Source organism: Bradyrhizobium genosp. SA-3, assembly GCF_004212635.1.
Classification (GTDB): domain Bacteria; phylum Pseudomonadota; class Alphaproteobacteria; order Rhizobiales; family Xanthobacteraceae; genus Bradyrhizobium.
On the sequence record NZ_PSRT01000009.1, the window covers coordinates 48,122 to 67,722 of the forward strand.

Genomic DNA, 19,601 nt, shown 5'->3' on the forward strand with positions numbered 1-19,601 from the left:
TCGCCTCAGAGCTCCATACCGTCATTCGGGTCCATGGCGACTTGACGGGCGACACCGCGCATCTGCTGACGCATAAGTCGAGACCGGCGGACCGCATCTTCGTCGTCGTCAAGCACGGCGGCAAATTCCTCTGCGGGCGTCGGCTCGGTTGTTTCCTTGACGATCGCCACGTGATCAGGGAGTTCGGGCTCGCGGCGCAGGCCGCTGTTCGCCGTGTCCTCCTCTCCTTGCCCCCTGTCGGTTGGAGGCTGCGCCGGCTTCAGCGTTCCGCGCGCTGACCATCCGTCCGTTCGCGATGATCGGCCGGCGCTCGCCGGATCGGGCGGCGGCAAAACCCGCTCGGTGAACCGCCGATCCTCGTAGTAGCGGACCTTCTTCGCCCGGATCGGCGGCGAGCCCGCCACCATGACGATCTCGTCCATCGGCGGAAGCTGCATGACCTCGCCCGGGGTCAAGAGCGGCCTGGCCGTCTCCTGCCGCGAGACCATAAGGTGACCCAGCCAAGGGTTCAACCTGTGCCCGGCGTAGTTCTTCATCGCCCGCATCTCGGTCGCCGTGCCCAGCGCGTCGGACACCCGCTTGGCGGTCCGCTCGTCGTTGGTCGCGAAGCTGACGCGGACGTGACAATTGTCGAGAATGGCGTTGTTCGGCCCGTAGGCCTTCTCGATTTGATTGAGCGACTGCGCGATCAAAAAACTCTTGATGCCGTACCCCGCCATGAAAGCGAGCGCAGACTCGAAGAAATCAAGCCGCCCGAGTGCGGGGAACTCGTCGAGCATCATCAGAACGCGATGCCGACGGTCGCGGGCGTGCAGATCTTCGGTCAGGCGACGACCAATCTGGTTCAGCACCAGACGGATCAGCGGCTTGGTCCGAGAAATATCCGACGGTGGCACCACGAGGTAAAGCGTCGTCGGGCGGCTATCTGCGATCAGATCGGCAATCCGCCAGTCGCAGCGACAGGTCACCTGGGCCACCACCGGATCGCGGTAGAGCCCAAGGAACGACATCGCGGTGGACAGGACGCCGGACCGTTCATTCTCGGATTTGTTGAGGAGTTCGCGCGCGGTCGAGGCGACCACGGGATGAGCACCCTGCTCGCCAAGGTGCCGTGTGGTCATCATCGCCTTCAGCGTCGCCTCGATCGGCCGCTTCGGATCGGATAGGAAAGCTGCGACGCCGGCCAAGGTCTTGTCGGCCTCGGCATAGAGAACATGGAGTATGGCGCCGACCAGGAGCGAATGACTGGTCTTCTCCCAATGGTTTCGCTTGTCGAGCGAGCCTTCGGGGTCGACCAGAACGTCGGCCACATTCTGAACGTCGCGGATCTCCCATTCCCCGCGCCGGACTTCGAGGAGCGGATTGTAGGCTGAGGACTTCGGGTTGGTGGGGTCGAACAATAGGACGCGGCCATGCCGCGAGCGAAACCCAGCGGTCAGTTGCCAGTTCTCGCCTTTGATGTCGTGAACGATGGCCGAGCCGGGCCAAGCCAGCAATGAGGGGACGACAAGACCGACGCCTTTGCCGGAGCGGGTTGGTGCAAAACACAATACGTGCTCCGGTCCGTCATGGCGGAGGTAGTCGCGGTCGAGCTTGCCCAGCACCACACCGTCCGGACCGAGTAGGCCAGCCGCCCTCACCTCCTCCCGATCAGCCCAGCGCGCCGAACCATAGGTCTCGACATTCTTGGCTTCACGCGCGCGCCAAACCGACATGCCGATGGCCACCGCGATCGAAACGACGGTCCCCGACGCCGCGATGAAGGCGCCTTCGACAAAGACGTGGGGTGCATAGGCGTCATAGACGAACCACCACCAGAAGAAGACGGGCGGGTAATAAACCTTGAAGCCCGACAGTTCGAACCAGGGGCGCCCAAGCTCCGGTTGCCAGGCGAGCCGCCAGGCCGTCCACTCGGTTGCGCCCCAGATGGCCAGCAAAACGATCAGACCGACAACGATCACCTGTCCCCAGAGGATTTTGGTTCCGGACATCCCGAACACCCTTCCGCAACAGAATTGGAGAGATTGCTAGAGGCCGAGGTCGCGCTTGCGACCAAAGTCCCATTCAATGCCACCGCCATCCTTCACGACGCCGGTGACGTGTTGGCCGAGCCTCTTTTCGAGTTCGCGCGACCAGGGCACGAGCTGGAAGCCGAGCCCATTATCGATCATGGCGAAGCGTCCCGAGGTGAGTGTCAATCGCTGGCGATACGTGCCCGCCAAATGCTCCCCGGAGTCAGGCTTCACGTAAGGCAGGTCGGTGTCGGCCGAGACTCTTGCGGCCACCTCGTCCAGTTCACGTCGGCGCAATGTGTTCAGGAGGTCGCGCTGCAAGGTGATGCGTTGGCCCTGCCTCCGCGCCAGGCCTTCCTGGATCAGATGCTCGGCACGGGCTTCCATGGCGTCGCGGGTCTCGCGGCCGAATCCGCTGATGGCGAGCGGCATGGGGTCGCGTTCGACCAGCCGATGGTCGAGCCAGGTCGCCCCTCTCGCAGTGGTCTGCTCACGGAGATCGAGATCGGAACGGGTGGCGAGCACCACGGTGGGATGAGGATCGTCGGCTTGACCGAAGCGTCGCACTTCGACGATGCCGCCGAGCGGTGGCGCCTGTTCAAAAGCCTCGACCCCTCGGAAGCGCACGTGATGCGCGCGTCCATCTGTTCCGTCGATCAGGGCGTAGGCCTCACCAGTCAGTTCGTCATGCAATCCACGGTCGACCAGTCGTCCGATAATCTGGGACGTCGGTTGTCCACCTTCGATGACGAAGTCGGCAACGCCGCGCGTGTCCCCACGCTCGGTAAAGGCGCGGTGCATGGTCTTGATGATGTCACCGCGCATGCCGAGATCGCGCAAGCTACGCTCGGCCTCGAGCCCGACCATCCATTCCCCGGCTGCAGCGGATGCGGCAAGGCCCATCTTCTCCAGGTGTTGAAGGCGACCGACCATCAGGCGCCGGATCTCGGGATCAGACTTGCCGGGATTCTCTGGACGAAGATCGATATAGCCGGTCTCATCTGCCGCCAGCCGGATCTCCCGATCGAGCCGCGTCCATCGTTCTGCCGTAACTTCCCTCTCCAGCGAATTGCGAATCTCGTGCTCCGGTTTTGGACCCAGTTCGATGGCGACCAGTTCCTCGGCGCGTGAGCGCAGGCCCTGGCTGATGTAGTCGCGGGAGATCACGAGATCCGTCCCCTCCTCGTCTACTCCCCGAAGGAGAAGATGGACATGAGGGTTGTCGGTGTTCCAATGATCGACAGCCACCCAATCGAGCCGCGTACCGAGATCGGTCTCCATCTGCCGGGCGAGATCGCGGGTGAAGGCCTTGAGGTCAGTTATCTCGCCGGCGTCCTCGGGTGAGACGATGAACCTGAAATGATGCCGGTCGTCCTTGCACCTTTCTGCGAAAGCCGCACTGTCGGCTCGGTCGCTGCTGGCATCGAACATCTCGGCACGCTCACCACTCCGGGTCACCCCGTCGCGCTTCAGATATGAGAGGTGAGCGGTTAGTGGTGCTGAACGAAAGGCACGTCCTTTGTGCCGAACCACACGCGCCTTCACCACAACGCGCCGCGCCGGGCTGAACAATCTGGCGCGGCTAAAGGCGAGGCGCCCACGCCCGAACGTCGAGCGCCCATAGGCCGCCGAACGCCTGCCAGTCGGAGTCTGCCCCGACGTGTGTCCCGCTTCATTCGCCGCCCGCAGCACCTGGTTGATGAAGCTCTTGGGCTTCGGCGCGCGAGTACTGCGGATGCGCCCAGGCCGAATACGCAGGTCGCTGTCGCCTGCCGTCATGGCAGAGCTCCCCAGAGATCAAAAGCGCTCACGGTGCCGAAAACGCCTTTGATTGTGTTCGTCAAAATGCGCGGCGCGGCACGCGCCCCGACCGACCGGCACGCCCGAACCCAAGCCATGTCAATGGCTTGCGGTTCGACCGGCGAGCCCCTTTTATCTCGCCGTCGTGCTGTCGTGCCGTAAGCGTCCGAATCCTGCACGACTTTCCGAGAGCGCGCTGTCGTTCCATATCGGGTTCCTTGCTGCATTGGAGGATCTCCGGTGGGTACGGAATATTTCAAGAACGAAGCGCGTCGTTCTTTTTGGTCGGTACACGTTGAAGCATGGCGGCGAAGCGGTCTCAGCAAGCGCAAAAATTGTCGTCAGCATCGTCTAAATGGCGGCACATTCGATCGTTGGCTGCGGACCGATGCTGAACCGCTGAAAATACGTGCGGAATTGCGTCGCGAGGAACGTCGGGAGCGGCTCCGCAAGAAGCGGAGTCCGGTGTCCAAGGACCAGCGCTGCAGAGCCGTCCAAGCGTTCCGAGCGATGCATGTTGAAGCGATGGGATGGTGCGGTCTGAGCATGCAGGCTTATGCCCGGGCTCACGGCATATCGCAGCACAGCCTGAGGCGGTGGCGCGATCTGATCGACTCGAATGAGGTGGAAATCGACTGGCGGGCGCATCTTCATCCGAGTGCCCGCCCACCAATAAGCACTAGTGCTAGCAGCGCTGCTAAGCAGTCCGTCACCGGAACGCACTTGACAGATGCGCCAATCGGGAAACCGCCGAGCGATGTACGCGCCAACCGCCGTCGCTTCAGTGACGAGGAAAGCTCACGATCATGCGCGAGTCCCAGCTCCCTGGCGCCACCGCCGCCGAGATTTGCCGGCGCCACGGCATCGTCAGCAGCATGTTGTTCCGCTGGCGGGTCCAGTTCGGGTTCAACAAGAGTGCGGACGAAGTTGGCGGCTGTGAAGGTCGCCGGAGCGCAATCCGAAACGCTCGTCCTGAACGATCTGTTGCAGCCGCCCGACGGCATGACGGTTATCGAATTGGACGAAGGGCGTCGCGTCTTCGCACCGATCGGCAGCGATCCGGATGCAGTCCGTCGCCGCGTTATTGAGCGGGAGAGCGCCCGATGATGGCCACGCGGCGCGCACTCGCCAAGCCGATCGTTGACAGCCTTCGCCTTTGGCTCGAGGTGCAGCTCCCGCAGCTGCCCGGCCGCGGCAGTCTCGCCGAAGCGATCCGGTATGCGCTGTCGCGCTGGGATGGATTGACCCGCTTCCTCCATGACGGCCGCATCGAGCTCGACACGAACCCTGTCGAGCGGGCGATCCGACCTGTGGCGCTCGGCCGCAAGAACCATCTCTTTGGCGGTAGCGACGGCGGCGGAGAACGATGGGCAATCCTCTGTTTGCTGATCGAGACGTGCAAGTTCAACGACGTTGAGCCTTACGCATACCTGCGCGACGTGCTGCAGCGTATGGGCGACGGACATCCCATCAACCGCCTCGGCGAACTTCTGACGTGGAACTGGAGCTCCGCGGGACCCGCCGCCAACGTCTGAGCAAGGCCAGACTCGCGCTAAACGACGAGACCGCGGGTAATTGCAATTGTCGTCCTTTGTAACGATATTACATGACGTTCCAAAATTGCGATGTGATGGGGTTATAGAGGTGACGCAGTCTTCCCGAGACGGGGCGGATGCCAAGCTGCTCTCCGAGGCGATTGCGGCGCTTCGTGAGTTGGTCTTACGCGCACAAGACGCCACAGACGAGTCGTTTGACGACGGCCATTCGGTTGATACTTGGAAGAGCAAGGAATTCCGTGCTGCGATTGAGCGTGCCGAAGCAGTGATCGCGAAGGCGGAAGCTGCCATAGCCAAGTCCAGCACGGAGTAGGGGTTATCTGAGTCGGTGCATTGCCGCCGGAGGCCGTTAGGCACGTCAAGGCCCGACGTCATGTGCAGCCCCCGGACGCATACTGCCATGCCTCCCCACTGCGCGCGCCTTTCCGCCCAGTCTTCTCCAGGCCGCGCTAATGCATGCGAGCTTGCGCATTCGCTCATCGCGAGCCTCCCGCGTCAGATCTCAGGACGAACAATCCTGTTGTCTGTGGCGCAATGGCCGAAATGTCGTGGACGGAGGCGGCCGTTGGAGCTCGGTTCGTTGGGCGCCCAAGCTGCAGCCGGGCCGCGGTCCTTGAACTTTCAGACCGCGCAACGAAGAGCGCTCCCCCCGATGGCCGCAGACTTGCAACTGCACCGGAACCTACAATGGCGCCACCGATGATCGGCACTAGCTTCTGCAGATAGATCTGGGTTTCAGCGGGCAATGGACGGCCTGCGAGATGCTGTTCGTAGCGAGTAGGTCCTGCGTTGTAGGCCGCGAGGAAGCCCAGTGAACCGTACCGGTCGTGCAGCTCGCGAAGGTACGCTGTCCCAGCAAGAATATTGTCATGGGGATCGTAGGCATCGTCGCCAAGGTCGTACCGCAGACGTAGCTCTGCCCATGTCTTTGGCATTATCTGCATCAGCCCCATGGCACCTTTCGGTGACCTGGCACGCACGTCTTGGGCGCTTTCGACGTCCAGGACTGCGCGTATCCAGCGCACCGGCACGCCGAAGCGACGCGAGGCTCGCTCGACAAACTCCGCAAACGGATCGGCAGCTCGATGACTCGCTGAAGGCTCCGCGGGTCGCGTCTCGGCGGCAGCGGCGGCGTTACTCACGGTCAGCGCAATGAACAACAATACGACAGCGCGCAGGCTCCCCCCGAACAAACGCATGCGTGCCGCCGTGCTCGCGCCCATCCAGGGTAAAGCCGCTTCGCGCTGGCCATTCGGCCGCCCTGGACCGCTGCTGCGCGCAACGGCCGCGCAAGCGTTGGTCGGGACGGAGGAATGGTGCAGCACTCGGCCGAACGGAGGAATGGCTGCTCGGAAGCTCAATACGGGCACCATCAATCCTCCCAGGTCCACACCGGCCGCGCTCGGCCAATGACAGCCGATGCCGGCAGGAGCCCGAAATAGCGGCCATCCAGCGAGCTGGTGGACTGCCAGTTCATGACAAAGAGTTCGCCGTCTCCGACGACGCGGCAGCCCTGCCAGATCGGGAGGGGGCGACCACGGCCGTCGCGATCTCGGGCTTCGCCCATTTCGATGGCGTCAACCGAAATGGTGAGCCCACTTCGACAAACGGTCTGCCCGTGAAGCGCCAGCACGCGTTTGAGCATCGGCAATCCGGCTGGCAGATAGCCGTTCAGGTCGAGGAAGATCGCGAGCGGCTCCGGTGGCTGCACCGCGAGGAGTTCCGTAACGAATAGTTTGTCCGCCGGCTGCACACGATAGAGCCCGATCGGTACGCTCTCGGATGCATTCCAGATGTAGGCCGGCGTAATCTCCAGAACGATTGGTGCGAAAAGTGCGACGGCACCGCACAGCATCGTGGTCAACGTGTTGAGCCGCGGTGTCATCGCATCACCCTCTGCCGGTGAAGCCATGCCTGGTGGCGGGCTTTCGTGTAGGTGCGCGGGTTTTCGTTGACGGACAGGCGGTTGTGAACGTGATGCCAATGATCAGGCGCGACATCAGCCGGATCGATGCCCAGCGCCTCGATGGAGTCGGTCATCTGCAGCACCCGTTCTACTTTTGGCCAACCTGAGAGTCGCAACAAAATCGCTCCGCCGGGCTTCACATACGGCACGGTCGAGCAGCGCTGTCCCGCCGCGACCGCGCGCAATATGTCGATCCGCGAAATGATCGTGCCAAAGTCATTGGAGGTCCAACGGACGAACGCAAAGATGCTGCCGGGTGCAAATGACAGGACACGCCGGTGACGATCAATCTTCCGTTCTTCGACAACGCGACCGAACCGAATGCGATTTTCGATGCGCTTCTCGAGCCACAACACTTCCACTTCGGTGAGATCGCTCATGCCGCCGCTCCGTGAAGCTGGAACCGGAAGCCGTGAGCTTTGGGGTTGGTGGAGATCGTGTGCGACTTCTGAAAGCGAACAGGACTGACGGCCCGCCATTGCCAGTCGCCTCGAATGCGGCTTGTGGTCTCGTCCGTTAGAAGAAATCCGAAGGATTTCTGGTTAGTAAAGTTAGAGCGGCCGGAAAGCGCGGAGAAACAAGCTCTTAGGCTTGATTCTGGTCCCCGATAGCACGAGGATCGGGTCCCCGATAGCACGAGGGTTGCGGTCCCCGATAGCACGAGTTGATTCACAGGTTGTCCTCCGAATTTGGGATGAAACCGCGCCGGCGCAGGCGTGCCGTTAAGGGATCGACAGGCCTAGGCGCGAAGTTGAGCCGCTCGGCACCGTTCCGGTCGCGTGTGAGCACGAGCTGATAGCCGGGCAATGTCTGACGTTGGACGATTTGACGTACGTCGTAAGCAAAGTGCTTAAGCGGCGAGAGGATGCCGGACTTGGCATGGAGATGCACAAGATCAAAACTCCAGCCGCCGTCCTGCCGACCGCCGTGCTTGCGCACAAGGCGATAAAGCCAGCGCTCAAGCCCGCCCGTCAGCTCGAAATAGGCGCGGTCGATCGTCAGCACGAGCGCGTCATCGATGACGCCCGCATAGAACCAATCAGGGAGGATCAATTCGAGCCCGAATGGGCGGCCATTTTCATCGGCCGTTTCCTTCCACTCGTTGATCCAGGAGAACCGATGCCGCCGCCGTTCTGTTGGCTGGCGGATCGACGTCAGCACGGTCGTTGACTGCAGTCTGTCGAGACCCGCCTTCAGCCGGTCATAGTCACGCGCGCTGGTGCCACGGCCGACGAACGTCAAAATCTCGTAAGGCGTAGCAGCCATCAGGCGCGACGTCTTCAGGCCGGCGTCACGGGCTTCGACGATCTGGGAAGCGGCCCAGATCAGAACGTCTGCATCCCAGATGGTCGCCATGCCGTGTTTGGGCACAGCCTCGACCCGAATTGCGATCGCACCGGCACGGAAATCGATCGGCACGATCCGTTTGGTCTTTGCCAGCGAGAAGAACGGATAAGCCATCAGATCCTGCGCGTCGCGGGGCGCGAGATCGCCGGGCAGCGCCCGAAAGAGCTCAAGCTGATCCAGCTCGGAATGGTGTTTGCGCCGCATGGTCACTGCCTTCACGCGGCGATCAGCGGCGTTCCTGGCCCGCATACGGGCGCAGCACCGGGTGCTTCTTGGCCGGCAGCACGGTCCCCTTCCCCGGGTCCGACGTCGACGTCTTGGCGCCGAGGTCGGCCCACGCTTTCAGGTCATCTACGGCGTAGACGACACGTCCGCCAATCTTTCGATACGTCGGTCCGGTGCCGTATGTGCGGTGCTTCTCTAGCGTGCGACCGGAGAGGCCAAGATAGCGCGCAGCCTCCGGGGTACGCAGGAAGCGCGGGGGTAGACCGGCCATCGGATCGGGCATTTGAGAACTCCAGGAGGACAGCGCACCACGCATGGCGGCGCCGGCGTGTGTGCGGTCATCATGGAGAAGCAAGTTCTCGGAGGGGGATGCCGAATTTGGAGGGGGTGGTTTTCGATACCCCTGAGCGGAAGGACCATTCGTCCCTGAGTCCAGGCCGCAGAAATTTGCGGTAACCACCGCGCATCAACGCGAGGCCGCTTTGCACCAGGCGGATCGTTCGATTACGCAGATCATGGGTCTTCCAGGCGCGATCGGGGACGCGCTTCTTGCCGAACAGCGCTTCAGCGATAACGCGATAGCTAGCGCCCGCGCTGTGCGCGTCGAGCGCACGGATCGCAGCACTCAAGCGCTCGCGCCGCTGTTTTGATAGTTGATGAAAGGCAGGACGTGGCGAGCGTCCATTGATCGAGCGCCACAGGTGCCGGGCTGCCTAGGCCCGCACTTCTAAATCGCCGTCAAACGGCAGTTCGGCCGCATATGACGCGTCGAGTACCGGCGCGTCTTTGGACCAAATGCGGTGGTCCTCAGGTCGAAATACATACTATAGGAGATAAACCTCATAGTATGTAAAGACGCAATTTGCGCCGATGGACATGCGCAAGTTGCTTGGTCGGAATTTCGCAAGACTACGGAAGCAGAAGCGCTTCACGCAGGAGAAATTCGCCGAAGTGTCCGGATTTACCCAACAGTATATCAGTGACTTAGAGCGTGGCCGTCGCAATCCAACTGTCGTCACTCTATTTGAGCTCGCCAGCACGTTGGGCGTTAGTCATGTCGATCTAGTCCTCCCAGATGAAGAGGCACGAGACGAACGGCCAAAACCTGGCAAGCGGCGGTGATTGAGCTGCAAATCGCACGCTATGCCCCTCCGGGCCGGCCCCTGGGGCGTTTGCGACGCGGACGAATGCAGTGTTGCGGCTGAAAACGCGGCAAGCGAGCTAGGTAAGAGCTGCACGGCTCGATGCGCGATGCACGGACTGAGGGCGGGCTTTAGGAAGCCCCGCCCGATCTGTTCGGGCGGGGCTTGATTGAGCGAGCTTACTCGCCGTTCTTGCGCGGCCGCGACCACAAGAGCGTGTAGCCTTCGCCGCCTTCGTCGTCGAAGAGGTTCGCGTAGATCGGCGCGTTGAACGAGGGGTCATCGAGCTTGAGCGAGAGGTAGTCGCGCCCCTCTTCGGAACGCTTCGACCACGCTGCGCCGATCTCGGCCCGGCCCACGTAGATGCGGTGGCTGGGCGCGTTCTCGTTCGAGCGGTTGGTTTCGGCGACGATGCGGACGCCCTTAGCTTGCAGGCTCAGGGTGACGATCTCGCCCTGGAAATCGTTGCCGACCTTCTTGAAAGAACCGATGTTAGCCATGTCACTTCTCCTGTTGTGTTTCGAGCCCGCGACCACCGCGGCCTCGATGGCGATGGACAGGCCGAGGACGATCGGCGACGCACCCGCTCGCGGGCCGAAGCGCAGCGGAGGACGCCGTTGTTGCGACTTTCTTGCCTCGCGAGGAATGGGCGTAAGCCCAGGGGAAGAAAGTCGCATCAACGGCGTTGCGGCTCAGACGATCGAGGCGAAGCCGGTCTTCGGCCAGATCAAGCCATCAAAGAGGCCACGTGCGTCCGCGTGCTGAACCGCGATCTCGGGAGAAGACTTGCCGAATCTCGGTTGAACTGCACAAGAGGTTGAAACGTTTCGGAGGAGAAATAGAAACAATCTGCCGCAAAAGGCGGTATCGTCCCCGATAGAACGATCGAGGGGCTGCGCGCCGCACCACCGCATCTACGTGGGCCGGACTCAATTGGACCGACTTGGTCGAAGCGCACCGAAGAGGGGCGCGACTACCTCTCGCTCTAATCACGCTGACCCCGCGTTCAACGCGCCGATCTACGTGAACCTGTTTGAAGGTGAGGAAGGCGAGGAAGGATCATCCCTCGTGCGTGGCGACCGTGAGAACGGATTGAGACGATTGCTTCACCAGCCCGGCCGGCTGAACAGGCGCGTCTCGGCAAAAACGGTCAAGCGCGTCAACGCCGTGCCGCCAATGCAAACCGCGCCCAGGCAAGCGAAGGCCTCACGCCAAACCAGCGACGGCACCCCGATCTGCGATAGCGCGAACACCACATGATAGCCGGCGACGGCGGCGGGAACAGCGAATGATGTCGCGATCGCGATGCGCAAGGCCGGGGACCGTGTAACAGCAACGGCAACCTGGCCGAGGACGAGCGTCAGCGCACCGCCGGCCGTTGCGATAAGCAGCGCGCCAATGAGGCCGGCGCCGCTCTGAAACGCCGTCATCCCGATACTCAGTGCGACGAAAAATGGCAGGGCATACACAGCGAGCGAGAAGATCGCCCAGCAGAACAGGCCAATGCCAAGTGTGTTGAGAACAAGCCCAAGGGGGAGCATGGTGGTGGCTCCATGTGCATAGATGTACCAGTCGCGCCTTCCACCACCACCGCGGCGCAGGCCTGGATATGAGACTGGAAGGAGGCGGAGTTGCGGCGTAGGCAATTCCGCCTCGAAGGCGTGGGATCGAGAAGACGGTGCTCACGCGCCGCGGAACCTCCAGACGGGGATGCCGAGCCGCTTCGCCTTGTCGGCGAGGTTGTCCTGGATGCCGGTGCCCGGGAAGTGCATGACGCCGATCGGCAGGAGTTCGAGCATGGCATCGTTGCGCTTGAACGGTGCTGCCTTGGCATGTTTCGTCCAGTCGGGCTTGAAAGCGATCTGCGGCACCTTGCGGGTGACCGCCCATTTGGAGGCGATCAGTTCGGCACCTTTCGGTGAGCCGCCATGGAGCAGCACCATGTCGAGATGCTTGGCGTGAATCTTGTCAAGACGATCCCAGATGAGGTGGTGGTCGTTGAAGTCGAGCCCTCCGGTGAGCGCGATCTTCGGCCCTGACGGCAGCATGACCTCCGTCTCGGCTCGGCGCTTGGCCGCGACGAAGTCGCGGGAGTCGATCATCGCTGCGGTCAGCGTGCGGTGGTTCACCAGCGATCCCGATCGGGGGCGCCAGAATGAGCCGGTGTGTGTCTCAAACCGCTCGATGGCCTGGTCACGGAAGAGTTCCAGGCAATTGCGGCGCTCGATCAACGTGATGCCTTCGGCCGTGACACGCTCGAGTTCGACCGATTGCACTTCGGAGCCATTCTGTTCGCGTTGGCTTTTCTGCTGCGTCCGTTCGTTATCGTCCAGTTGGCGTTGAATGCGATCGACGGCTCGATGAAACAGGTTGACGGTCGACCAAAGCAGATCGTCAAGGTCCGGCTCGAGGCGTGTGTCGCTCAACGTCGCGACCAGGGCGTCGAAGATATCGGCAACGGCCCCGGCGACGATTTTGCCTTCAGGGAGCGGTCGTGGATCGGGCTGGTCGTCGAATGGGCGGTAGCCGAAGAGCTGCAGTTCGGTGAGGACGTTGTCAGTTGGAGAAGAGGTGTGCGGTGGTTCGATGTCGTCGTGATCGGTCATGGCGGAGAGTCCTTTGCCGGATCGGCCGCGCCCATCGCGGCCTTCGTGGCGATCACTCAGACGGCGGGCGGAGCGGGCCAGAACCCGGAGCGGCGCGGAGGGCCGAAGCGGCAGCGGAGGATGGCGGAGGCCGGCTATTTTGCTTCGCGATGCAAAGCGCGCCGCCCAGATAGATAACGTGTCTTCCGATTGCCGGCGCGCGGCGGAAAATAGCCGGTCGCAGCCATTGCCGGCCCGAGCCGCTTGCCGTCCGATCGCCCTCTAGAAGGCCGTGGTCGCGTCCTCTTCCGGCATTGGTCTCGCGATAGCCGACCGATGAACGTCGATCGAACACCGGAGCTATTCCGCAGCTACGTCCACGAATGCAGGAAGCGAACGACGTCTTCTGGTACGAGTTGAAGTCGCAACGCTGCTCGGAGGGGCTCAAGCCCGAAGATGTGCAGATCTTCGTTGAAGTCACCGGACCGAGGCGACAATGCAATCGCTTCAACGCCGGCGTCTGCCGCGCGCTGGGTGAGAATGGCCTGTACGGCATCGCCAGCGGCGTCGGCATCGCGGGCGATATAGAGACGACGCAGGCTCGATGGCAGCAACATTGCAGAGAGGTGATTGGCCGAGAGCGCAGCGGTCATGGGCAAGGTCGGCAGCACGTAGCGCAGCGACAGCATGGTCTCGATCCCCTCGCCGGCCGCAAGCACGTCGTCCACCACACCGAAGCGAACGGCGTTGCCGAGCAGGTCGCCCATGGCCCGCCGTGGCGTGTCGATCGGAGCCTTTCCAAGCCGTATGCGATCAAAACCGTCTGGATCGAGCCAGGTGCGGTGCACACCAGTCATCCTTCCCTCGAGGTCCGTGACGGAGGCAATCATCGCCGGCCAGGTTTCGGTCGGTAGATGCTCGTCCGGCCGATAGTAGCAACGAGGATGGAAGCGGAGGCTGCCACCATGGTGGACGTTGGCTATTCCGCGACGCTGCAAGTACGTCTCGGCTACCGTCCCTTCAATCGGGCTGGACATCGCAAAGAGCCGACGTGCCGCCTCTTGTGATCCGGCCGGCGCTGACGAACGAACAGCTTTCGGAGCCGATTGCTGCTCGGGACGAGGTAGTTTCAGAAAGCGCCTCGCCTCTTCGGCCACCTCGCGGAAATCATGCAAGCCCCGGCTTTCGCGGATGATGTCGAGGAGATCGCCATGTTCCCCGGTTGCGGCATCGGTCCACTTGCCGGCGGGGCCCTTCGCCGATTCCTGGAGGCGCACGAAGAGCGAGCGGCCCGGCGTGTTGTGGACGTCGCCGACCAGCCAGTACCGCCCCGCCCGCTTGCCATTGGAGAGATAGTGTCGGCACACCGCCTCGGCCTCGCGGGCGAGCCGGTCTGCCAGTTCGGAGGCATCGCGGGACATCACGCGGCCTCCCGATCACCAATGCGCACAATCGGATAGCTGTCGAGCACCTTCGACAGGATCTCGATGCCGCTTGTGTCCGTCGGCACGAACATGCGCAGCTTCCAGGAGATGATCTCCCCAAAGAGGCCGTAAGCCCGGAGGCGATCGCGCATCGTATCGTTGAAGCCGGACAATTCGATGCGGTATGCGCCCATGACCCGGACGCGGCGAAGCTGGAGCTCCTCCGCGAGATCGAGGACAGTTCGTCCCTCCATCAGCGCGGCAAAGGCAGCGTCCGGGGTCAGTGCGGGTGCGCCCGCCGCAAGGACGCTTGCGACCCAGATCGCAGAGACCTTGCGGCCGATGATGCGTTCGCCCGCATCGGTCTGAAGCCGATAGACGCGGGTCGATTCGTTCGGCAGCTGCTTCCAGATGGGTAACAGCAAGCCTGCCACAACGTGGATCGTGCTTTCGGTGAACGCTGGGATCTCAGCAAGCTCCGCCAGCCAGGCCGCAGCGAAGCGCTCACGGTCCGCTTCGAGCCAATGGCTTTCCGTCATCATGCTTAGGGGGACCCTGTGCTGCTCCATCGGCCGGATCAGGCTGACGCGCCGCTCAATTTCGCCGTCATCGAGCATGACGCTCGCCGCCGCGACCTGCACCGCAGCTCGCCCCGAGCGTTCATTGATCAACGGGACAGCCTGACGATCGGAAAGATGAGCAAAAGCGTCATCCAGACTCACCGGATGATTGCGCTGACGTTGGGTGATCGTGAGCAGCCGGGTCTCGGCGCCCGTGCCCGAATGGACATAGATCGTCCGCCGGTCGGTGACGACAAAGCTTTCGGCGCGTAGCGTTTCCAGCCCGACGTCGTAGATGCCGGACGCGACCGCGCCCTCGATCCGAGCACTCAACAGCTGCTCGAAGGCAGTGAACAGGACATTCTGAAGGTCGATGGTAAGGGCCAGCAACCTGTTCAGGAAGGTCGTGATCGGCGGCAGGTCATCCCTGAGCCCATTGGTATCCATCAGCTTCAGGCCGGTCGCATCCTCAAACCTCTCAAGCGTGCATCCCTCGACCTTGCCTCGCGCGAGCAGCGTGTAGAGCTGACGCAACGCATCACGTCCGTACTGGCTCTCGAGGTTGTCCTCGGGCCGGAACAGGCCCTGCCCTCCGGTCTGGCGCTGGCCGCGCGTAATGGCCCCCAAGGTGTCGAGCCGGCGGGCAATGGTGCTGAGAAAGCGCTTTTCGGCCTTCACGTCGGTCGCAATCGGGCGAAATAGCGGTGGCTGCGCCTGGTTGATTCGGTTGGTGCGGCCGAGGCCCTGGATCGCGGCGTCGGCCTTCCAGCCGGGCTCGAGTAGGTAATGGACCCGCAACCGGCGATTCCGGGCCGACAGTTCCGCGTGGTAGCTCCTTCCCGTACCGCCCGCGTCGGAGAACACGAGGATGCGCTTGACGTCATCCATGAAGGCCGAGGTCTCCGCGAGGTTCGCCGAGCCGGCTCGGTTTTCGACCACCAGCCGGTCGCCCTTGCGAACGATGCGGCGCGAGCGGCCGGTCACCTCGGCGACCATGTCGGTGCCAAAGCGCTGCACGACCTGATCCAGCGCGCCAGGTACCGGCGGCAATGAGGCGAGCTTCTCAATCAAACGGTCGCGGCGCGCGACGGCTTCGCGGCTCTCGACCGGCTGGCCGTCGCGATAGACAGGTCGGGAGCAGAGGTTGCCTTCCGAGTCGCTAAAGGGCTCGTAGAGCTGCACCGGGAAGGAATGGGCGAGATAGTCGAGGACATACTCGCGCGGGGTGATGTCGACCTGGACGTCGCCCCATTCTTCAGTCGGGATCTCGGCGAGCCGGCGCGCCATCAGTGCTTCTCCCGTCGACACGATCTGGATGACCGCGGCGTGTCCAGCCTCAAGATCTTTCTCGATCGATCGGATCAGCGACGGCGTCTTCATCGATGTCAGGAGATGCCCAAAGAAGCGCTGCTTGGCGCTCTCGAAGGCGGAGCGGGCGGCGGATTTGGCCTGCCCGTTCAGCGTCCCAGTTTCGCCGGTAATGTTGGCCGCTCGCATCGCGGCGTCGAGATTGTTATGGATGATACCGAACGCCTTGGCATAGGCATCGTAGATACGGACCTGCTCCGGCGTCAGCTTGTGCTCGACGAGATCGTACTCGACGCCCTCATAAGAGAGCGAGCGAGCCGCATAGAGACCGAGCGCCTTGAGGTCGCGTGCCAGCACCTCCATGGCCGCGACGCCGCCCTCCTCGATCGCTTCGACGAACTCGGCACGCGTGGCAAACGGGAAGTCGGCGCCGCCCCAAAGGCCGAGGCGTTGGGCATAAGCGAGGTTATGAACCGTGGTGGCGCCCGTCGCCGACACATAAACCACGCGTGCATTCGGCAAGGCGTGCTGAAGCCTCAGGCCCGCGCGCCCCTGCTGAGAGGCCGCCTGGTCGCCGCGCTCGCCCTTGCCCCCGACCGCATTCTGCATGGCGTGGCTCTCGTCGAAGACGATCACTCCGTCGAAGTCGGAGCCCAACCATTCGACGATCTGCCTGACACGCGAAAGCTTTTCGCCCCACTCATCGTTCCGTAGCGTGGCGTAGGTGGTAAATAGGATGCCATCCGAAAGCCGGATCGGGGTGCCCTGGCGAAACCGCGACAGCGGCGTAACGAGCAATCGCTCCATGCCGAGTGCGGACCAGTCGCGCTGCGCGTCCTCGATGAGTTTGTCGGACTTGCTGATCCAGACCGCGCGGTGGCGGCCCTTGAGCCAGTTGTCGAGCAGGATCCCTGCGACCTGCCGCCCCTTGCCAGCGCCGGTGCCATCGCCCAAGAACCAGCCTCGGCGAAAGCGGACGGCATTCTCTGCATCGTCGTGAGCTGCAGCCACGACGTCAAAGGTCGCGTCGCTCGTCCAGAAGCCAGCGAGAAACTCAGAATGCGCTTCGCCGGCATAGGTGATGCTCTCGAGCTGCGCGTCCGACAGAATTCCATCTGCCACCAAGCTCGAAGGCAGGTGCGGCCGGTAGGACGGCTTCGGCGGCGCAACGGAGGCCATCGCCGCCGACTGCACGAGTTTGGTCGGGTGTGCGCACGATCCGGGAATACGGATCGATTGCAGTCCGTATTCCTCATAAAGCGCGTCGGTAAGCCGAGCACCTTCCGGCGGCGACCATTCGACCGCCTCGTACGCAAGTTCGACGCCTTCTGGTGCAGCGGCTATTGAAGAAGACGATGAGCGCGGTGCGACGGCGCTGGTCGGTCGCGACATCGCTGGCCGTTCGATAGCAGCGACCTCCGATGGCGTGGCGACGGGCAACCTCGGACGCACATGCTTGGTCACCCAACCAAGCAAGGTAGCGACATCGGCCGCCATTCCTGGCGAGGCAAGAAAAGCCGTCGGATCGGCAGCAGGCAGCTTGTCGATCACAAGCAGCCTTGTGTCCGTCTGAGTCCCGTGCTTGGCGTAAACGGCGCCGTCGATCGCCGCAGAAAACACCACCCGCCCGCGTTCCTGCAGCCGCACAAAGGCGTCTCGCCATGCTGGGTTATCCGGCGCGAAGCTGGCGCCAGTGATGGCGACGAGGCGTCCACCGTCGCAAAGACGCGCGAGCGCTGAAGTGATGTGACGAAGAGCCGCATCCGCCATCCGTCGATCGACATTCGCCACCGCGGAGAACGGCGGGTTCATCAGAACGACGCTCGGCGCGACACTCACGTCGAGGTGGTCATCGATCTGAGCAGCATCGAACCGCGTGACGTTAACGCCCGCGAATAGATGCTCGAGCAACCCCGCCCGGGTCTCGGCCAACTCGTTCAAGATCAAGGCGCCCCCGGCGAGCTCTGCAAAGAAGGCGAGCAAGCCGGTCCCCGCGGAAGGCTCCAGAACGCGATCGACCGATGTAATGCCGGCTGCAGAGCATGCGACCAGTCCCAGCGGAATGGGCGTCGAGAATTGCTGAAGCGCCTGGCTGTCCTCGGAACGCCGCGTGTGGGTCGGCAGGCAGTTCGCGACTTTCGCTAGCATCGGCAGCATGGCAGCCGTCGAGCCAGCCCTGGCCCGTATGGCCGGTCCGAACTTGCGAAGAAACAGAACGGTTGCCGCCTCGCAGACGTCATAGGCGGTCTTCCAGTTCCAGGCGCCGGCCGCGTCGGAGGCGCCGAAGGCAGCCTCCATGGCGCTACGCAGAACAGCGGCATCGATGCGCCGGCCGAGTTCGAGCTCGGTCAGGAGCTGTCGCGCGGCCCTGACAGCGGCGGAGGTGAAAGTTGCAGCGGCGCGCAACGAAAGCGGCGCGGCGGCAGCGCCGCCGGCGAGAGATTCGGTCATGGCAGGGTTCTTTCGGAGAGCAGGAAGGGGTCGAACCGCCAGGCGCTCTCCTTTGACCCCGACGGCTCAAACCCGTCCCGGCCCGGCTCTCCCTCTCAAGCCTCGCTCAGAAGAATGGGGACCGGCGCTGTGCACCGGTCCCCGCGCTACCGCGGGACGGCTGTGCCATCCCGCTCCATGATGTCACTCAGTGCCGACTCGATTTCGCCGAGACGCTGATCGACCTCGTCGGGCAATTCATGGCAATCCTGGCAATCGGACTCAAGTTTAGCCTGCTCGGCGGTGAGAGCATCGATGGTGGCCTGCTCCTCAGGCGAGAGATCGACGGGTTTGCCTTCGATTTCTCTTAGGCCCTGAGTGTGACCGTAGGAGAATTCTACGGCGACGGAGATCCACTTCCAGCCTTCGGCCGCAATCGCCTCAGCTTCGGCTTTGAGCTTTTTGGTTACGAGGCGGTCGAGCAACACGACGTCCTGCAGCCAGCCGCCGTCGTCGTGCTCGAATAAATCCCGCAGAACACCGCCACCCGCGTGCTGATAGGTATCGAGGCCCACAAACTGCGCCCGGCGATCGGACCCGCGCACGGTGTTCTCGGTGAGCAGCCGGCGGATCTGGTAAGGTTCGTCATAACCAGAACGGCTGACGTTCTCCCAGACTTGCTCCTGGCGGGCGTGATCGGCTGTGACCGAGAACGCCATGAGCTGCTCGAGCGTCATGCCTTCTTCGGCATAGACCTCATGCAGCTTCGGCGACACCGACGCCAGCCGCAGCCGCTGCTTGACGATCGCAGGGTTCACGAAGTGCCGGGCGGCAATGTCTTCTTCGCTCATGCCGAGGTCGCGGAGGATCTGAAAGGCCCGAAACTGATCAAGCGGATGCAGGCCGACCCGCTCATCGTTCTCCGCCACCGAATCGTCCTCGGCGATGCCCCCTTCGCGAACGACGCATGGCACCGCTTGCGTCTTCGCCATGCGCTTCTGTTTCACCAGGAGCTCGAGAGCGCGATAGTGCCTGCCGCCCGCGGGCACCTCGAACATGCCGGTCTCGTTGCCATCTGTATCAACGACGGCCCGGACACTCAGACTTTGCAGAAGCGTACGCTGCGCGATGCTCTCGGCTAGCTGCTCGATCGAGACACCGGCCTTGACGCGGCGAACGTTCGACTGGCTGAGTACGAGCTTGTTGAAGGGAATGTCCCGGGAAGGCGACAGCGTGATCTTTTAAA

The 19,601-nt window shown here is 62.8% G+C and carries 16 protein-coding genes and 4 pseudogenes; 6 read left to right on the forward strand and 14 right to left on the reverse strand.

Annotated elements, in window-relative coordinates; all coding sequences use genetic code 11:
* Positions 1–5: 5 nt before the first annotated feature.
* Positions 6–1,991, reverse strand: a complete 1,986-nt coding sequence (locus CWO91_RS04465) for a conjugal transfer protein TraG (RefSeq protein ID WP_130212406.1) — start codon at positions 1,989–1,991, stop codon at positions 6–8.
* A gap of 36 nt (positions 1,992–2,027) precedes the next feature.
* Positions 2,028–3,791, reverse strand: coding sequence for a relaxase/mobilization nuclease domain-containing protein (locus CWO91_RS04470; protein ID WP_130212407.1), 1,764 nt, complete (start codon positions 3,789–3,791; stop codon positions 2,028–2,030).
* 261 nt (positions 3,792–4,052) lie between these two features.
* Between CWO91_RS04470 and tnpA the strand changes: the two are divergent.
* From tnpA to CWO91_RS04485, 5 genes and pseudogenes are all read left to right on the forward strand, one after another.
* A pseudogene (tnpA, locus tag CWO91_RS45375) lies at positions 4,053–4,187 on the forward strand (IS66 family insertion sequence element accessory protein TnpA); the annotation flags it as partial.
* A gap of 431 nt (positions 4,188–4,618) precedes the next feature.
* Positions 4,619–4,663, forward strand: a pseudogene (locus CWO91_RS44015) (hypothetical protein); the annotation flags it as partial.
* 76 nt (positions 4,664–4,739) lie between these two features.
* The gene (locus CWO91_RS44020; RefSeq protein WP_245471123.1) at positions 4,740–4,919 is read left to right on the forward strand and encodes a hypothetical protein; all 180 of its coding nucleotides are present in this window, start codon (positions 4,740–4,742) and stop codon (positions 4,917–4,919) included.
* 8 nt (positions 4,920–4,927) lie between these two features.
* Positions 4,928–5,347 (forward strand): annotated as a pseudogene (locus CWO91_RS04480) (IS66 family transposase); the annotation flags it as partial.
* A 109-nt stretch (positions 5,348–5,456) separates the two neighbouring features.
* Positions 5,457–5,681 (forward strand): hypothetical protein, encoded by a 225-nt coding sequence (locus CWO91_RS04485; protein ID WP_130212408.1) that lies wholly within the window; start codon positions 5,457–5,459, stop codon positions 5,679–5,681.
* A gap of 163 nt (positions 5,682–5,844) precedes the next feature.
* Here the strand turns inward: CWO91_RS04485 and CWO91_RS04490 are convergent, their stop codons facing one another.
* The 6 genes from CWO91_RS04490 to CWO91_RS04520 form a co-directional block, all read right to left on the reverse strand.
* On the reverse strand, positions 5,845–6,741 hold the full coding sequence (locus tag CWO91_RS04490; protein WP_245471118.1) for a lytic transglycosylase domain-containing protein: 897 nt from the start codon (positions 6,739–6,741) through the stop codon (positions 5,845–5,847).
* On the reverse strand, positions 6,741–7,253 hold the full coding sequence (locus CWO91_RS04495; RefSeq protein ID WP_208752982.1) for a S26 family signal peptidase: 513 nt from the start codon (positions 7,251–7,253) through the stop codon (positions 6,741–6,743). The genes CWO91_RS04490 and CWO91_RS04495 overlap by 1 nt, the downstream gene beginning before the upstream one ends.
* Positions 7,250–7,714, reverse strand: a complete 465-nt coding sequence (locus CWO91_RS04500; RefSeq protein ID WP_130212409.1) for a DUF2840 domain-containing protein — start codon at positions 7,712–7,714, stop codon at positions 7,250–7,252. Before CWO91_RS04500 ends, CWO91_RS04495 begins: the two co-directional genes overlap by 4 nt.
* A 289-nt stretch (positions 7,715–8,003) precedes the next feature.
* Positions 8,004–8,885 (reverse strand): replication initiator protein A, encoded by an 882-nt coding sequence (locus CWO91_RS04510; RefSeq protein ID WP_026201893.1) that lies wholly within the window; start codon positions 8,883–8,885, stop codon positions 8,004–8,006.
* Between the two features lie 22 nt (positions 8,886–8,907).
* Positions 8,908–9,189 (reverse strand): helix-turn-helix transcriptional regulator, encoded by a 282-nt coding sequence (locus CWO91_RS04515; RefSeq protein WP_007594540.1) that lies wholly within the window; start codon positions 9,187–9,189, stop codon positions 8,908–8,910.
* A 58-nt stretch (positions 9,190–9,247) separates the two neighbouring features.
* Positions 9,248–9,607 carry a DUF2285 domain-containing protein gene (locus CWO91_RS04520; protein WP_283810927.1) on the reverse strand — a complete coding sequence of 120 codons (360 nt, stop codon included), beginning with the start codon at positions 9,605–9,607 and terminating at the stop codon, positions 9,248–9,250.
* A gap of 175 nt (positions 9,608–9,782) precedes the next feature.
* On the opposite strand from CWO91_RS04520, the gene CWO91_RS04525 reads away from it, so the two are divergent.
* On the forward strand, positions 9,783–10,028 hold the full coding sequence (locus CWO91_RS04525; RefSeq protein ID WP_245283191.1) for a helix-turn-helix domain-containing protein: 246 nt from the start codon (positions 9,783–9,785) through the stop codon (positions 10,026–10,028).
* 199 nt (positions 10,029–10,227) lie between these two features.
* Here the strand turns inward: CWO91_RS04525 and CWO91_RS04530 are convergent, their stop codons facing one another.
* From CWO91_RS04530 to CWO91_RS04570, 6 genes and pseudogenes are all read right to left on the reverse strand, one after another.
* The gene (locus CWO91_RS04530) at positions 10,228–10,548 is read right to left on the reverse strand and encodes a DUF736 domain-containing protein (protein ID WP_018317677.1); all 321 of its coding nucleotides are present in this window, start codon (positions 10,546–10,548) and stop codon (positions 10,228–10,230) included.
* Positions 10,549–11,154: 606 nt separating this feature from the next.
* Positions 11,155–11,589 carry a hypothetical protein gene (locus tag CWO91_RS04550; RefSeq protein WP_245471119.1) on the reverse strand — a complete coding sequence of 145 codons (435 nt, stop codon included), beginning with the start codon at positions 11,587–11,589 and terminating at the stop codon, positions 11,155–11,157.
* Positions 11,590–11,730: 141 nt separating this feature from the next.
* The gene (locus tag CWO91_RS04555) at positions 11,731–12,654 is read right to left on the reverse strand and encodes a DUF2493 domain-containing protein (protein ID WP_130212411.1); all 924 of its coding nucleotides are present in this window, start codon (positions 12,652–12,654) and stop codon (positions 11,731–11,733) included.
* 350 nt (positions 12,655–13,004) lie between these two features.
* A complete protein-coding gene (locus CWO91_RS04560; protein WP_018317675.1) occupies positions 13,005–14,054 on the reverse strand; it encodes a DUF7146 domain-containing protein in 1,050 nt (349 codons plus the stop codon).
* Positions 14,054–18,376 (reverse strand): strawberry notch-like NTP hydrolase domain-containing protein, encoded by a 4,323-nt coding sequence (locus CWO91_RS04565; RefSeq protein WP_130212412.1) that lies wholly within the window; start codon positions 18,374–18,376, stop codon positions 14,054–14,056. The genes CWO91_RS04560 and CWO91_RS04565 overlap by 1 nt, the downstream gene beginning before the upstream one ends.
* A 170-nt stretch (positions 18,377–18,546) precedes the next feature.
* Positions 18,547–19,593: pseudogene (locus CWO91_RS04570) on the reverse strand (ParB/RepB/Spo0J family partition protein); the annotation flags it as partial.
* Between the last annotated feature and the right edge of the window lie 8 nt (positions 19,594–19,601).

Excerpts from the sequence above, each read along its gene's own strand:
- CWO91_RS04465 (WP_130212406.1), bottom strand. The coding sequence starts at position 1,991 with ATGTCCGGAACCAAAATCCTCTGGGGACAGGTGATCGTTGTCGGTCTG.
- CWO91_RS04470 (WP_130212407.1), bottom strand. The coding sequence starts at position 3,791 with ATGACGGCAGGCGACAGCGACCTGCGTATTCGGCCTGGGCGCATCCGC.
- CWO91_RS04490 (WP_245471118.1), bottom strand. The coding sequence starts at position 6,741 with ATGGTGCCCGTATTGAGCTTCCGAGCAGCCATTCCTCCGTTCGGCCGA.
- CWO91_RS04495 (WP_208752982.1), bottom strand. The coding sequence starts at position 7,253 with ATGACACCGCGGCTCAACACGTTGACCACGATGCTGTGCGGTGCCGTC.
- CWO91_RS04500 (WP_130212409.1), bottom strand. The coding sequence starts at position 7,714 with ATGAGCGATCTCACCGAAGTGGAAGTGTTGTGGCTCGAGAAGCGCATC.
- CWO91_RS04510 (WP_026201893.1), bottom strand. The coding sequence starts at position 8,885 with ATGCGGCGCAAACACCATTCCGAGCTGGATCAGCTTGAGCTCTTTCGG.
- CWO91_RS04515 (WP_007594540.1), bottom strand. The coding sequence starts at position 9,189 with ATGCCCGATCCGATGGCCGGTCTACCCCCGCGCTTCCTGCGTACCCCG.
- CWO91_RS04525 (WP_245283191.1), top strand. The coding sequence starts at position 9,783 with ATGCGCAAGTTGCTTGGTCGGAATTTCGCAAGACTACGGAAGCAGAAG.
- CWO91_RS04530 (WP_018317677.1), bottom strand. The coding sequence starts at position 10,548 with ATGGCTAACATCGGTTCTTTCAAGAAGGTCGGCAACGATTTCCAGGGC.
- CWO91_RS04550 (WP_245471119.1), bottom strand. The coding sequence starts at position 11,589 with ATGCTCCCCCTTGGGCTTGTTCTCAACACACTTGGCATTGGCCTGTTC.
- CWO91_RS04555 (WP_130212411.1), bottom strand. The coding sequence starts at position 12,654 with ATGACCGATCACGACGACATCGAACCACCGCACACCTCTTCTCCAACT.
- CWO91_RS04560 (WP_018317675.1), bottom strand. The coding sequence starts at position 14,054 with ATGTCCCGCGATGCCTCCGAACTGGCAGACCGGCTCGCCCGCGAGGCC.
- CWO91_RS04565 (WP_130212412.1), bottom strand. The coding sequence starts at position 18,376 with ATGACCGAATCTCTCGCCGGCGGCGCTGCCGCCGCGCCGCTTTCGTTG.